This window comes from Streptomyces sp. NPDC107517, from assembly GCF_055582645.1.
In genome coordinates this window covers 99,076-113,476 of record NZ_JBVJPM010000009.1, presented here as the reverse complement: position 1 = coordinate 113,476, position 14,401 = coordinate 99,076, and the positions used below count along the sequence as shown (strand labels likewise).

The window sequence follows — 14,401 nt, the reverse complement described above, 5'->3', positions numbered from 1 at the left end:
TACGTGTGTGTGTACGTGTGGGGGTGAGGGAGAAGTGGGTGTCGGGTCGGGGTCAGCGGACGAGATAGCCGCCGTCGACGGTCAGGACATGGCCGTTGACGTAGTCGGCGGCGCGGCTGGCGAGGAAGACGGTGGCACCCATGAGGTCGGCGACATCGCCCCAGCGGCCGGCCGGGATGTGGTCGAGGACGCGCTGGTTGGTCGCCGGGTCGGCGCGCGTCGCCTCGGTGATCCTGGTGGCGAAGTAGCCCGGGGCGATCGCGTTGACCTGGATGTTGTGCTGGGCGAGCTCGTCGCAGTACGCCTTGGTGAAGCCGGCGATGCCGTGCTTGGTGGCGGCGTATGCGGGGGACATCTGGCCGCCCAGGAAGGAGAACAGGGAGGCGATGTTGATGATCTTTCCGGAGCGCTGCGGGATCATGAACTTCGTTGCCTCGTGGGCGAGTTCGAAGGGCGCGGTGAGGTTCACGGCCAGCATCGGGTCCCACGCGGCGCGGTCGAACTCCTCGACGGAGGCGAGATTGCAGATGCCCGCCGAGTTCACGAGGATGTCGACCGACCCGAGGGTGTCCACACAGTGCTCGACGACCTGCCGGGGCACACCGGCGCCGGTGATGTCGGCCTCGAGGAACTCCATGCGCCTGCCCTCGGCCTCGATCAGCTTGCGCGTCTCGCCGCCGTCGTCGGCGAGCGCGGGGACGAGGACGTTGGCGCCCGCCTTGGCGAGGGCGAGGGAGAACGCCTGACCGAGGCCGGTGTTGCCGCCGGTGACGATCGCGTTCTTCCCGTCGAGGGAGAAGAAGTCCCGGGAGAAGTCCGTGATGTCCATGTGATGCCTGCCGATCTTCTTACTCTTCGTGAATCTTTACGAGTCTTCTGAAGCTTTGTATGGATACGTTCTACGCGCTCGGGGCGGTGAGTCGAAGGACCCGGCGATCACACCCCTGCCGGCACGCGGTCGCTGACGGGGGCCGGTTGCCGGGCGGCGAGTTCGCGCCGACGAGTACGGGCGGTGAGTGTCGTCATCACCAGGCCGAGCAGTGCGGCCGCGAGCAGGAAGACGAACAGCGCGCTGTAGCCGCCACCCCGTTCGGGCACCTTCGGGCTCGCCGAGGAGTCGCCGATCCACCAGGCGCACAGGGACGGCAGGAACGCGTCCGGCAGGTACGCGATGCCGGAGGCGAGCCCGATGACGCCCCCGCGCTCCCGCTCAGGCACCTCCACCTCGCCGACCGTGGACCAGTAGACGCCGCGCGAGGCGAAGACCAGTGCGCACAGGACGAACATCATCACGAGCGCGAGCCAGGCGAGGGAGGTGGTGCGCGGCAGCACGAGGAAGAGTGCGGCGAGCACGGCGCTGCCGGCGAACATCCAGCGCAGGAACACCGCGGAGGAGCGTGTCACCTTGTCCACGACGACGCCGCCCGCGGGTCCGGCGACGAACTGGAAGACGTAGGACCGCACGACCCCGATGACGGCGATCATCGAGGCGGAGACGCCGTAGTTGCCCTGGAGCAGGGGCGAGAAGTAGCCGAGCGTCGTGTAGAAGCAGTACATCAGCATGGCGGTGCCGCCGATGAGCCAGGTGTACCGGTTGCGGGCGGCGGCGAGGAGCTGCTTGAGGGTGACGGTCGCAGAGTCGAGCCCGGCGAGCCGCGTCTTGTCCTCGCGGACGACGAGCCACACGATCGCGGCGAAGACGAAGCTCAGCACGCCGTAGATCCGGATCAGTGTGAGGACGCCGTGCGCGGGCACGACGGAGGCGGAGACGACGGCCGTGCCGATGAAACCGACGGCCGTCGAGACGATGCCACGGGTGCCTTCGAGGAAGCCGAAGAGCCGTCCCTGCTCGCCGGAGTCGCCGAGCATGCTGATCGACTTCACCAGCGCGGACCAGTACAGGCCCATGCCGACGACGGCCATCAGAAGGTGCGCCGCCACGATTCCCCAGAATCCGGGAACGCTCGCGAGATAAATGTCGGCGATTCCCGTTCCGACGAGCGAAGCCACGATGAGGAGTTTCGGCGAGAACTTGTCGGAGAACCAGCCGCCGAAGAAATACATGACGATGGCCACGGCACCGAAAGCCGAGATGATGTTGCCGTACTCCTGCGAGCTGAGATTCAGCGCCGTATAGGTAGGTTCGAGATACACGAACCGGATGTAGGCGACCTGGAAAATAATTCCGCCGGTCATGGAGAGCGCGAGGAAGCTCAGCCACTTCTGGGCCTTGTTCATCCGGATCACCGCAGCCACCTCGTCGTGGACAGGAAATGGGCACAAAAAAAGAACAGCAAACTCCGGTGTTCGGAGGTTACTGTTCTCTGGTCTCTAGTAACTGTCCCGGCATGAAGCCAGAACCTTTATTTGATTGTCGCGCCCGTGGCCATGACATGAACTCCGGGTGCGTTCGCCATGCTAGGCAGGGCCGATCGGCAGTGTCAATAGAGTCAGGCGTCACATTCCCTTACACGGCCGGACGCCTACATGGCCCACACGTCACGATTCGACGAGGCTATGGCCGCGGCTCCTGCCTTCAGCGCGGCGAACACGTCCTCGCGGTCGCACACGAGGCCGCCCGCGATGAGAGGCACCTCGATGTCCTGCACGGCCCAGGAGATGACCCGCGGCATACAGCCCGGCAGGATCTCCACACAGTCGGCCCTGGACTGGCGAACCTGCGGCGCGAGATTGCGGTAGGACTTCGAGTCGATGAGGAAGAAGCGGTGGACGGCGAACAGGCCGACCTCGCGGGCGGCGCGCACCATGTGTGCCTTGGAGCTGAGCACCCCGTCGGCGGAGGTGTGCTCCTTCACGTACTGCACCACTATGTCCTTGCCGCTGAACCCTTCGAGCAGGTCCACATTGACCAGGACGACCTTGCCGCCGTCCTTGAGCTGCTGCACGATCGCGGGGAGGTTCAGCAGGGACCCGTAGAGCAGGAAGACGACCTTGCACTCGGAGTCCATGACGGCGCGCAGCCCGTCGTCGTCGATGACACTGGCGACGACCGGGTGGTCCTCCAGGAGGACCGGAAGTGACACGTCCACGAATGACCTCCCATGGGATCGGCGGCCAATCTCCGCCGATCAGCGCCGCAGCGCAGAGTAACTTCCCGGCGCCGGGACCCGCCACCTCAGCCTGGCTCCACCGGTGGGCAGCGGCGCCCGGACGACGCCGCTGCCGTCAGCTCAGGTCATGCCTGCGACGGGTGGGCCCCGCTGAGATGCCGGACGAAGAAGCGCACCGCGCTGTCGGCCTCGAACCTGGGCATTTCCTTGTGCCGGCCCGCGCCGGCGTGCAGCGTCTTCTCCTTCGAGGCGAAGGCGTCGAAGAGCGCGAGACCGGACGCGCGCGGGATGTGTTCGTCGTCCCACTGGAGCGCGAACTCGATCGGAACGGTGATCTGCTTCGCCGCCCCGGCCAGGGTCTCGGCCCAGTAGAGACCGAAGACCGCGGCGGTGATCCTGGGTTCGACCGCCGTCAGCGGCACCCCGATCGCGGTGCCCATGTTCAGGCCGAAGTAGCCGACCGGCCCGTCGGTGCCGATCTCCGGGAGTTCCTGGAGGGCGTCAAGGGTCGCCCGCCACTCCGGCACGGCGCGCTCCGCCAGGTGTGCGTTGTAGCGCTGGACGATCGGGCCGACCGGTTCGCCCGCCGCCATCGCCTGCTGCATCACGGCGATCTCACGCTCGTCGTGTGCCGTACGGGGGCGGCCGCCGTGCCCGGGTGCGTCGATGGTGGCGACGTGGAAGCCGCCGCCCGCCACGAGCAGCTGGGCCCGGCCGGTCATGGCCGGTGACTTCCTGTGGTTGCCGCCGCCGTGGCCCATCAGCACGAGCGGCGCGCGGTCGGAGCCGGGGGCCGGCGACCAGAGCGCGCCGGTGACCTCACCCACGGTGAAGTCGCGCTCCAGGACACCGTTCGTCGATGTCTGCGCGGTGAATTGAACAGAGTTCATAGGTGTTGCCTTTCGGGAGTGCCTTGTGGAGGAGGCGCTCCCGGCGAGACCTACGTCAGCCGTCCGACCGTGGCGAGGAGGGGAGCACCCATACAGATACAGCGTTCATGGGTCTCACCTCCTCGCACGACGTCACGGCCTGGGCGGGACGCTACCAACGGGCCGCCGTGCGGCCCAACCTGTTTTCCGCCGTCCCCTCAGGCGTTGGGGTCGAACGGTATGCCGGCCGGCTCGGCCTTCTCCAGGTGGTAGTTGAAGTTGCCGTCCTTGAGGCCGAAGACGGCACTGCCGAAGTCGGCCTGGCTGAGCTTCTCGCGCAGGCCCGAGGGGTAGCCGTTCCAGCCGACGAGGGTCGGGAACTGCCAGGTGTGGCGGTGGTTCTCCGGCGGCTCGTCGTTGGCGTTCGCGGGGCGGAAGCAGTGCGTGCCCAGGCCGTCCTTGTGGTAGACGGCCTTGGGGTGGGTGCCGTCCCAGCGGATCTGGTCACGGCTGTAGACATTGAAGTTGCCGTGCGCCGAGGTGGAGACGTACTTGGCCTCGTTGTCCTGCACCCACACCACGACGTGCTCCCAGTCGTTGCGGTGCCCGCCGAGACCGCTGCCCGCGACGGCCTGGTCCTTATCGAAGTACAGGCCGTACATGATGGCGCACCAGCCGTTGTTGCACTTGGAGCGGGAGTAGCCGTTGGTGCTGTCGAGGTCCCAGGAGTCGTGGCACTGGCCGTTGACGGCCCCGGACGGATTGAGGCCGGGGTTGATGGTGCCGTCGGGGCCGATGGCGGGCGTCGGGTAGCACCCGTCACCGTCGTAGTCGTAGGCCGGCTGGAACGTCTGCTCGAGACCGTCCGCGTTGGCGGGGAGCGCCGGGGGCGGGTCCGCGAGCGCGATGCCCGGGAAAGCGATGACCAGCGCGACGGCGCTGCCGAGGGTGAGTGTCGCTCTGCGGATCGGCGGGCTCTTCTTCACTGCGTCCTCCTGATGAACCGTGGGGGTGTGGGACACACGCGAGCGAATCTGGCATGCCCTCGTCATCATCCAGGTCGCGGTTGCCCGGCGGAGCCCAGCTGTGTGGCGCAGTGATGAAGAGTCCGTGCCGTCGTCAACAGGCGGCCAGGTCCTTGATGTTGACCGAGTCGGCCATCGCCTGCATGCCCTTGTCATTGGGGTGCAAGTGGTCGCCGCCGTCGAAGGCCGGGAGGATGCGCTCGTGGTCGTAAGGGCTGCGCAGAGTGCGGTCGAAGTCGGTGACCGCGTCGAACTCACCGCTGTCCCTGATGAATTCATTGACCTCGAGGCGTACGGACTCGGCCGTGGGGTCCCACTCGGACCAGCCCTTGAACGGCGCGATGGTGGCGCCGACGACGCACTTGCCTGCCACATGGGCCCGTTCGGCGATATCGCGAAGGCCGTCGATCACGTCCTGGGCCGTGACGCCCGTGTGGGCCTTGACGTCGTTGACGCCCTCGAAGAGGAACACGGTGCGCACTCCGGGGTGAGAGAGCACATCGCGCTCAAATCGGTTGAGCGCACTCTGCCCGGCGCCGTCCGCGAGCACCTTGTTCCCCGAAATCCCTTCGTTGGCAACCCCCTTGACCGATGGGTCGTCCGCCGCCTGCAACCGGCGGGACAGGTAGTCGGGCCAGCGCCGGTTGAGGTCGGTGGTCGACTGCCAGCCGTCGGTGATGGAGTCGCCGAGCGCCACGACGGCGCCTGTGTCCACTGCGGTCCGTACGGTGACGGAGTCGAGGTAGAACCAGGAGCCGATCCGCTCGGTCCAGTTGTCCGCGCCTTCCTCCGAGGCGTGGTCGCCGGTTGCCGCGTACGACGTCTGCATGGCCATGGAGTGGCCCGTCGCCGTACCCGCAGCCTGCGCGGTGTGCAGGCTGACGACCAGCGTCGTCTCGGCGGGCAGCCGACCGGGCAGCGGGTCGCTGTACGTGGTGTCGCCCGCAGGCACGGTGACGGAGCGCGCCCCGCCGAAGGTCAGGCGCCGGTTGCTGCCGCGGACCAGCTCCGCACCCTCGCGCCGGCGGCCCGCATAGGCGCTGTCGAAGGTCACCGGTCGGTCGCCGAAGGCGTTGGAGAGCCGGATGCGCAGGCTGTCCCCGCCGACGCTGGTGTGCAGGATCAGGCGGTAGCTGTGATCGGGAACCGCGTCGCCCACGCGGTCGGCGCTCGCGCCCCAGGTGATCACGTCGTGGCGGGCAGCCGGCGGGCCGGCATGGGCGGCTGCGGGTGCGCATACGGCCGCGATCAGCAGCGTCACGGTGATGGCGGCGAGGCGACGCCACAGGCCAAGTAACCCACTGGGCACGACCGATTGCCCCCTCTCGGCCCTCACCGGTCGAACTCCCTCAGGACCGTGGCCTCGCCCGGCTTCAGGCTGATCTTCCGTGACATCCCGCCGTACGACACCGTCGTGGTGTGCCCTCCGACGCTACGGATCCTGGCCTGCGTCGGCCTGCCGTCACGCCAGCGCAGATCGACGACGAAGCCACCGCGCGCGCCCATGCCGGTCACCGCACCGGACTTCGACCACGCCTCCGGGAGAGCAGGAAGGAGTTCCAGACGGCCCGGCCGGGAGTACAGGAGCATCTCGACCGCCGCGGCAGGAGTGCCGAAGTTGGCGTCGATCTGGAAGATGCCGCGGCCCTTCTCCACCTCGTAGATGTCGAAGAGGTTCGGGGCGGTGCCGTTGCTCCCGCCGGTCGACGGTCTGAGGTTGTTCACGAACAGCTCGTAGGCCTTGTCCGCGTTCTTGAGCCTCGCCCAGCACAGGCTGCGCCACGCGTTGGCCCAGCCGAAGCTCTGGGTGCCACGGGCGGTGAGCAGGGCGGTGGCTCCGTCGAGCAGGGCCGCAGGAGTGGAGTCGTCCGGGCGGATGCGGTCTCCGGGGAAGAGTCCGACCAGCGGGGACAGATGCCGATGAGTTGTCTCCCCGAGGTTGTCGGGAGACATCCACTCCTCCAGCCAGCCTGTCTTGGGGCTCACTCGCGGCAGATACAGCCGCTTCTGGAGCGCGTCCGTCTTGTCGGCGTAAGCGGCGTCCTGGTTCAACACCTCGCTTGCGGTGCGGTAGTTGGCGAACAGGGTCCACACCAGTTCCTGGGCGTACGTGATGCCCTTGGCGTCCAGCGGGCCGTGTTCCGGCGACCAGTCGCTGTCGGCGATGAGCACCTCTTTCTCGGCTCCGGTGTCCGGGTCGGTGACCGTCGTGGGGATGAGCCGGGCCTCCCAGAACTCGCAGGCACCCTTGAGGAGCGGATAGATCCTTGCCAAGTAGGCGGAGGAGTACGTGAACTCGTAGTGCTCCCAGAGCGTGTTGCACAGCCACGCGTTGCCCGCCGGATGCCACCACCAGCCCATCCCGCCGTGGACGTTGGTCGAGATACCGACCGTCCAGCCCGCGACCTTTCCGCTGGAGTTGCGGTAGCGGTTGCGCGGGTCGTTGAAGAGGGTGCGGGTGAGTTCGGTCCAGGACGACAGCTGGGCGAGGCAGTAGTCGGTGAGGGCGTCGAAGCACTGCGAGAGGCCGGCCCGGTCGGCCATCCAGTAGTTCATCTGGATGTTGATGTCGGTGTGGTAGTCGCCCATCCAGTCCGGGTCGTTGCCGTCGAGCCACAGCCCCTGAAGGTTGAGCGGCAGGCTTCCCCGGGACCCGCAGATCATCAGATACCGCCCGAACTGCAGGTAGGCGGCCTCCAGTTCGGGGTCGGGCTGCCCGTCTCTGGTGCGTGCCTCGATGCGTTCCCAGGTGTTCAGAGCGCGCTGCGCGGAGGACGACGTGCCGAGCGAGATGTCCATCTGCCCGAACAGGTCCCGGTAGTCGGCGACATGGGTGCGCAGCAACGTGCTCGCCGAGTGCCCGGCCGCGTCGACGACCTTCGTGCGCGCCAGCCGCTCGGGCTGGACGGAGGGGTCGCGATAGTGCTGGGAGGCGTCGGGCGCGTAGTTCGTGCCACCGCTCACCACCACCGTGAGTTCCTTGCAGCCGGAGAAGTCGATCCGGGAGCCGTCGACGGTGACGCTGCCGCCGGTGGCACGCGCCGTCACCGCGGCCCCGTAGCGCAGGCCGTTGGGGAACGTGGCGCCGAAGGAGGCGTACTTCCCGGTGCGGTCCCCGGTCGTGGTCTCGCCGTGGGTGCCCTCCAGGGTCACGGTGCCGGTGTAGCGTCCGCCGCCGCTCTGGGTGAAGTGCAGGACGATGGCGTCGTCGGGGCGGCCTGCGAAGACACGGCGCTGGTACGTCACTCCGGAGCGCACATACGAGGTGGTGACCAGGCCCTGGTCGAGATCGAGGCCCCTGCGGTAGTCGTTGACGGCCGATATGTCGTGGTCGGGTATGTCGACGGTGAGCCGGCCGAGGAGCGTGAACGAGCCGAAGTCCTGTCGCGTGTAGGAGAATTGGCCGTCCGCGTCGAGCTTGTCGTTGAGTCCTCCGGTCCACAGGGTGGCGTCGGTGATGAGGAGGAGCTCGCGCCCGGGGTCGTTGCTCGCAAGCGCGCCCAGACGGCCGTTGCCGAGGGGCAGGCCCTGTTCGATCATCGAGTGGTCGTCGGCGGGCGCCTGCCACCACAGCTGGTTCCGCGGGCTCGCCGGCAACGCGGGTGACTCGGTGGGGCGCTGCGGGGTGGCGGAGGCGGTGAAGGCGGGCAGGCCGCCGAGTGCGGTGACGGCTCCGGCCGCCGCGGCGAGGGAGAGCAGGCCACGTCTGCTGGGGAGTCTGTCCGGTGGATCGGTCGGGAGGTTGGTGTCCATCGTGCGGCTCCAGGGGGAAGGGCGGACGGGTCAGGACGACTGGGGTACGTCGATGCGGTCGATGTCCGGTGCGTAGCCGGAGCCGCTGTCGAAGGTGATCGTGTTGCTGCCGGCCTTGAGGGTGACGGGCACGCTGACGGTCTCGACGCTCCCCCAGTCCCCGGTGGACGGGAACTTGTGACGTGTGGCGCCGTTACCGTTCGCGGAGACGTCGGCGGAGCGGGCGTCACCGCTGATGTACGCGACCTTGACCAGGTAGGTGCCGGCCTTGTCCACGTCGATGCCGTCGAAGCGGAGCTTGCCGCCGCCATAGAGGTTGCCGACCTTGTGGCCGCCGGAGCAGGCGCCGCAGTCACCCACAGAGGCGTTGCCGCCGAGGGTGTTTGCCGGGGCCTCGGCCTCGTAGCCCTTCCAGGTCACGGCGGCGCCGTTCGGGGTGACCGTGAACAGGCGCGAGCCGTGGGCGGGCAGGGCCTGCGTCACCTTGTTCTTGTACGTGCCGAGGTTCTCGTGGTTCCACAGGTCCCGGACGCCGGCCCTGCCGGTGAAGCCGAGGGACGACCAGTCGGCGGTGACGGAGGCCGGGGCGTCGGAGAGGTTGAAGAGGGCGACCGTGTAGCTGCCGTTCGCGTTCTTCGCGGCCCACACCTGCTGAGGGTCCGAGGGCGTGACCGGCCGGGCAGGAGGCGTGCTTCCCTGGTTCAGGGCGATGACCTCGCGGTTGGTCAGCAGGGCGACGCCGTAGCTGTCCAGCCTGGTCAGGTCGTCACCGGTGTAGAGCGGGGACTTGGCGATGGCCCACAGGGTCGCATAGCTCTGTCGCTCCGCCTTGGTCAGCCCGTCCATCTCGCCGTTGCCGACGTCGAGCGAGTCGAGGTCGTTCCAGCCGTCGGGGCCGGCGTGCCGTGTCCAGCCCGGAGCGTCGTCCCAGCGGTCGTCGACGGAGTTCTCCCAGCTGACCAGCGTGTTGCAGTAGCACTCGACGTCCGTGTCGATGCGCCAGCCGTCGGAGTACTTCTTCCAGTCGGCGGCGTGCCCGATGTCGAGGGACCAGGAGATCTCCAGGTGGACCGGGCGTCCGGCGGCGGCTATGGCCTTGTTCCAGGCGGCCACGTCGGCGACGTTGTCGTACTGGTCCCCGCTCTTGCCGGAGCCGGGGCCGACGCCGTCGAGCTTGAGGAAGTCGTATCCCCAGTCCGCGACGAGCTGTGCCTGGGAGTCGATGTACTTCTGGGCGCACGGCTTCGAGAAGTCCAGCTTGTAGGCGCTGTCCCAGCCGTTGGTGGTGCGCAGGTCGCTGTAGACGATGTCGGCGGTGGTGCAGTCGCCGGCGTTCGCGATGGGGGTCTTGCCCTCGCCGTACGCCTCCTGCTCCAGACCGGCCGGGAGGTAGATGCCCGCTTTGAGACCCTTGGCGTGGATGTGGTCGGCGACGGACTTCATGCCGTGCGGGAAGCGGTCCGGGTCCGCCTTCTGGCGCGCGTTCTCGTCGAACTCGGGCTTCCAGGTCTTGTCGCGCCACCAGCCGGCGTCGATGTTGATGTACTCGTAGCCGTACTTCTTGAGCTTCGACGCCATGGCGTCGGTCTGCTTGAGGACGTTCGCCTCGGTGAGGTAGCTGTAGTCGCCGTCCGGGTTGAGGCCCGGGTACTTCGACGACTGCATGCTCCAGCTCGACCAGCCCATGTACGGCTTGACGGCCGCCTCAGCGGGAGTGGTGGTGTCGGCCCGGGCGGCCGGGACGGTCGTCACGAGGCCTGCGCAGAAGGCGAGGACGACCACGGCTGTGAGGGTGGTGCGGCGACCGGAGGGGGCGGCTCCGGGCATGACGGAGTACGAGGATGACCTCATGGGTCGGACCTCCAAGGACGGTGTCAGCGGGGGTGGTGGGGGCCGGGCTGTGGGCAGTTGTTGATCTCCGGTGCGGATCCGGTCTTCAGTTCGCGCCTGAACTTCCGTACGTGCCTGGACATCCGTTCGCGTCTGGACCCACTTGCCCGGACTTCAGTGCGTGTCCGCTCGGATGAAGGACTGGATCGCGGTTGCGGCGGCCCCCCGCGCCCACTCCTCGAAGGGCAGGGGGCGGGTCCGCACGTCGCAGCGGGCGGCGGAGCCGAAGGCCGCCGCGGTGAACGCCTCGCGGATCTGCTCGGCGAAGAGGTCGTACGCGGCCAGGCCCTCGCCGGAGATGATCACGCGCTCGGGTCCAAGGAGGTTGGCCACCGTGGCGATGCCTCGTCCGATCGCCTCGCCCGCTCGCGCGTACACCTCCCGCGCTCCGGGGTCACCGCCATGGGCCAGCTCCAGGGCCTCGGCCGCGTCGGCCACGTGCACACCCGTCACCTCCCGGACCCGGCCGACGATGGCGGAGTCCGCGGCGATCGCCTCGACGCAGCCACGGTTTCCGCAGTGGCAGAGGGGTCCGGCCGGGTCGATCGCCACGTGTCCGATCTCGCCGGCCACTCCGTTCACCCCCGCCACCACCTGGCCGTGGACCACGAGGCCGCAGCCGATACCGGCCCCGACGGTCACCACCGCGAAGTCGGACAGGCCCACACCGGCTCCGAACCACTGCTCGGCGACGGTCAGCGCCCGGACGTCGTTGTCTACGGTGACCGGCAACCCTGTCGTCATCCGAGCCAGTTCGGCGAGGCCGACGTCGCGCCACTCCAGGAAGGGCGAGTAGCGCACCGCGCCGGCCGCCCGGTCGACGTCACCGGAGACCGCGATGCCCAGGCCCTGCACCTGCACGCCGAAGCCGTCCGCCTCGGTCAGGAGCTCCTGCACGAGTCCCGCGATCGAGGCGAGGACCGACTTGGGGTCACGGCAGGTGAGCGGGACGTGCCGGGCGACCCGGATGCGGCAGCACAAGTCGGTGAGCACGGCGATGAGTTCGTCCCCCGTCACCTTGACCCCGATGAACAGCGCCCGGCCGCCGTCGACCCGCACCGGGTTGGCGGGCCGCCCGAGAGACGGCTGCCGCGCGTCCTCGTCGACGTCCTCCAGGAGGTACCCGGACTCGATCAGCGGCCGGACCGCCTTCGTCACCGCCGCCGCCGAGAGACGGGTCCGCCCGGCGATCTCCGACCGGGTGAGCGGGCCGTGGGACAGCACGGTGGTGAAAATCTGGGAAGCGGCCGCGGTGTGGGCCGGGAACGCCTCGGTGAGGGAAGTCGAGCGCATGGCCGGGAACCTAGGCCCCTTATTTTCCGCTGTCAATGAAAGAAACAGGAATTGCCTGTGCGTCCTCAATGAGGGGCCCACAACCTCCAAATGCCAGACCTGTAGGGGGTATTGACACATGATCCAAGGCCACGGTTGTGTTCCTCTCGTCTCGTGGCACCACAGGAACGTGAGGATCCATGTCGCTGATCTCCTTCGCCCCGCGGACCGGGGTCTGGCTGCTGGCCACACCGGACACGTCGTACGCGCTACGCCTCGACGAGTCCGGCGCGCCCTGCCACGTCGCATGGGGTCCGCGGCTGACGCTGGAGGAGGCGGAGGATCTCACGGCCCCGCAGCCGTCCGCGACCAGCAGCTTCGAAGGAAGACCGGCCGTGGGAGAGGAGTGTCCCGTCGACGGCGGGACACGCTATGGGCCCCCCTCGCTCCAGGTCCGATTCGGCGACGGATCCCGTGCGTTCGAGTGGGAACCCACAGGCCACCTCGTGGACGAGAGCTCCCCCGAAGCGGGGGAGCTCGTCCTCGAGTTCCGCGACCGCCGCTACGCGCTGCATGTAGCACTCCACTACCGCGTACGCGTCGGCACCGACGTCATCGAACGCTGGACCGTCGTGCGCAATGCCGGCGACGAGCCCGTCACCCTGCTGCGCGCCGACTCCGCCGCGTGGACACTCCCGCCGCTGCGCGACTATCGCCTGAGGCACGTCACCGGGCAGTGGTCCGCCGAGAGCCGGCTGCGGTGTGAGCAACTCCCGTACGGCGAGACCGTGTTGACCAGCCGCCGCGGCATCACCAGCCACCACGCGAACCCCTGGGTGATGCTCGACGACGGCACGGCGACGGAGGAGTCCGGCCGCGTCTGGAGCACAGCCCTCGCATGGAGCGGGAGCTGGCGCATCACGGCTCAGCGCACCCCCGACGGGCGGGCCGCACTCACCGGGGGCCTCGGGCACGACGGCACGAGCGTGCCGCTCGACCCGGGCGAGGAATTCACCACTCCCCCGTTCCTGGGCCTGTTCACCGACGGCGGCTTCGGCGGCGCGAGCCGCGCGTGGCACGCCCACACCCTGACCCACGTCCTGCCGCATCCGGACGAGGTCGCGCCGGTCGTCTACAACTCCTGGGAGGCCACGGGATTCGACGTGGACGAGGCCGGCCAGAAGGCGCTTGCCGAGCGGGCCGCCGCGCTCGGGGCCGAGCTGTACGTCGTGGACGACGGCTGGTTCGGCGCCCGTCGGAGCGACCGCGCGGGGCTCGGCGACTGGACCCCGGCGCGCGACCGATTCCCGGACGGGCTCGGGCCGCTGGTCGGGGCGGTGCACCGGCTCGGGATGCGCTTCGGCCTGTGGGTGGAGCCCGAGATGGTGAACCCTGACAGCGACCTGTACCGCCGACACCCCGACTGGGTCCTGCACTTCCCCGGCCGCCCCCGCTCCGAGCTGCGCAACCAGCTGGTCCTCAACTTCGCCCGACGGGACGTCGCCGACTGGGCCCACGGCTGGCTGACCCGCCTCGTCGGCGACCACGGCATCGACTTCCTCAAGTGGGACATGAACCGCGCCTTCAGCGAGGCGGGCTGGCCCGGCCGACAGGACGGCACCGACCGCCTCGGACCTCAGTACGTACGCAACCTCTACGACGTGATCGACCGCCTGCGCGCGGACCATCCCGCTCTCCGGATCGAGTCGTGCAGCGGTGGTGGCGGCCGGGTCGACCTGGGCATTCTGTCCCGTACCGACCAGGCGTGGGCGTCGGACAACACCGATGCCGCCGACCGCATGTGGATCCAGCACGGCTACGGCCAGGTCTACCCCGCGCGCACCATGGGCTCCTGGGTGACCGACGTGCCGAACCAGCTCACGGGGCGCACGGTCCCCTTGCGGTTCCGCTTCCATGTCGCCATGGCCGGAGCGCTGGGCATCGGCGGCGATCTCACCCGGTGGCCGGAGGACGAACTCCGGGAGGGGGCCGCGTTGGTGGCCGAGTACAAGCACGTGCGCCATCTGGTGCAGCACGGCACTCTGGACCGCCTGTCGCCTCCCTCCGACGAAGCACTCTCTGTGGTGCAGTACACCGCTCCGGACGCCACGGAGACGCTGCTGCTCGCATGGCGGCGCGTCTCCCGCCACGGAAGTCCTCAACTGCCCGTCCGGCTCAGGGGTTTGACGCCCACAGCCCGCTACCGCGACGCGCGTACCGGGGCGGTCCACCATGCCGCCGTACTCACCCAGTACGGAATGCACCTCGACCTGCCGCCCGGCGACTGGTCCAGCGCGGCCGTGCACTTGATCCGCGAGACGGAGGACTGAGCTCACGCACCATGCCGGTCTCAACAGGGCATGCCAGCAGGGCGTGTCAGCGGGGCGTGTCAGCAGGTTGTGTCAGCGGGACGTATCACCAGGCGTCATTGGCATGGACCTGCCCGTGATCCTTCGGTAGGCTCCCCACGGGCATTTCCTGGGAGCGCTCCCAGGCTTTGCTGTTCCACCCCCACGATGCT

The 14,401-nt window shown here is 68.7% G+C and carries 10 protein-coding genes; 1 reads left to right on the top strand and 9 read right to left on the bottom strand.

Annotation, left to right across the window (positions count from 1 at the left end; translation table 11 throughout):
* Nucleotides 1–52 precede the first annotated feature (52 nt).
* The 9 genes from ACZ67T_RS21700 to ACZ67T_RS21660 all read right to left on the bottom strand — a co-directional run bounded on the left by ACZ67T_RS21700 (nt 53) and on the right by ACZ67T_RS21660 (nt 11,901).
* The gene (locus ACZ67T_RS21700) at nt 53–829 is read right to left on the bottom strand and encodes an SDR family NAD(P)-dependent oxidoreductase (protein ID WP_469986095.1); all 777 of its coding nucleotides are present in this window, start codon (nt 827–829) and stop codon (nt 53–55) included.
* 107 nt (nt 830–936) lie between these two features.
* Nucleotides 937–2,238 carry an MFS transporter gene (locus ACZ67T_RS21695; protein ID WP_469986094.1) on the bottom strand — a complete coding sequence of 434 codons (1,302 nt, stop codon included), beginning with the start codon at nt 2,236–2,238 and terminating at the stop codon, nt 937–939.
* A gap of 245 nt (nt 2,239–2,483) precedes the next feature.
* Nucleotides 2,484–3,050 carry a glycerol-3-phosphate responsive antiterminator gene (locus tag ACZ67T_RS21690; RefSeq protein ID WP_469986092.1) on the bottom strand — a complete coding sequence of 189 codons (567 nt, stop codon included), beginning with the start codon at nt 3,048–3,050 and terminating at the stop codon, nt 2,484–2,486.
* A 146-nt stretch (nt 3,051–3,196) separates the two neighbouring features.
* Complete coding sequence (locus ACZ67T_RS21685; protein WP_469986090.1) at nt 3,197–3,961, bottom strand: alpha/beta fold hydrolase; 765 nt, start codon at nt 3,959–3,961, stop codon at nt 3,197–3,199.
* A 197-nt stretch (nt 3,962–4,158) separates the two neighbouring features.
* Nucleotides 4,159–4,926: an NPP1 family protein gene (locus ACZ67T_RS21680; protein WP_469986089.1), complete on the bottom strand. Its 768-nt coding sequence runs from the start codon at nt 4,924–4,926 to the stop codon at nt 4,159–4,161.
* A gap of 133 nt (nt 4,927–5,059) precedes the next feature.
* Entirely contained in the window at nt 5,060–6,274 is a 1,215-nt protein-coding gene (locus ACZ67T_RS21675; protein ID WP_469986088.1) for an SGNH/GDSL hydrolase family protein, read from the bottom strand.
* Nucleotides 6,275–6,297: 23 nt separating this feature from the next.
* A complete protein-coding gene (locus tag ACZ67T_RS21670) occupies nt 6,298–8,718 on the bottom strand; it encodes a glycosyl hydrolase family 95 catalytic domain-containing protein (protein ID WP_469986086.1) in 2,421 nt (806 codons plus the stop codon).
* A 30-nt stretch (nt 8,719–8,748) separates the two neighbouring features.
* A complete protein-coding gene (locus ACZ67T_RS21665; protein WP_469986084.1) occupies nt 8,749–10,569 on the bottom strand; it encodes an alpha-galactosidase D in 1,821 nt (606 codons plus the stop codon).
* Between the two features lie 153 nt (nt 10,570–10,722).
* The gene (locus tag ACZ67T_RS21660; RefSeq protein WP_469986082.1) at nt 10,723–11,901 is read right to left on the bottom strand and encodes an ROK family protein; all 1,179 of its coding nucleotides are present in this window, start codon (nt 11,899–11,901) and stop codon (nt 10,723–10,725) included.
* A 179-nt stretch (nt 11,902–12,080) separates the two neighbouring features.
* On the opposite strand from ACZ67T_RS21660, the gene ACZ67T_RS21655 reads away from it, so the two are divergent.
* Nucleotides 12,081–14,210 (top strand): alpha-galactosidase, encoded by a 2,130-nt coding sequence (locus tag ACZ67T_RS21655; RefSeq protein WP_469986081.1) that lies wholly within the window; start codon nt 12,081–12,083, stop codon nt 14,208–14,210.
* Nucleotides 14,211–14,401 lie beyond the last annotated feature (191 nt).

What these genes read in the sequence shown, in the direction of transcription:
- ACZ67T_RS21700 (WP_469986095.1), bottom strand. Translation starts at nt 829, where the DNA reads ATGGACATCACGGACTTCTCCCGGGACTTCTTCTCCCTCGACGGGAAG.
- ACZ67T_RS21695 (WP_469986094.1), bottom strand. Translation starts at nt 2,238, where the DNA reads ATGAACAAGGCCCAGAAGTGGCTGAGCTTCCTCGCGCTCTCCATGACC.
- ACZ67T_RS21685 (WP_469986090.1), bottom strand. Translation starts at nt 3,961, where the DNA reads ATGAACTCTGTTCAATTCACCGCGCAGACATCGACGAACGGTGTCCTG.
- ACZ67T_RS21670 (WP_469986086.1), bottom strand. Translation starts at nt 8,718, where the DNA reads ATGGACACCAACCTCCCGACCGATCCACCGGACAGACTCCCCAGCAGA.
- ACZ67T_RS21665 (WP_469986084.1), bottom strand. Translation starts at nt 10,569, where the DNA reads ATGAGGTCATCCTCGTACTCCGTCATGCCCGGAGCCGCCCCCTCCGGT.
- ACZ67T_RS21660 (WP_469986082.1), bottom strand. Translation starts at nt 11,901, where the DNA reads ATGCGCTCGACTTCCCTCACCGAGGCGTTCCCGGCCCACACCGCGGCC.
- ACZ67T_RS21655 (WP_469986081.1), top strand. Translation starts at nt 12,081, where the DNA reads ATGTCGCTGATCTCCTTCGCCCCGCGGACCGGGGTCTGGCTGCTGGCC.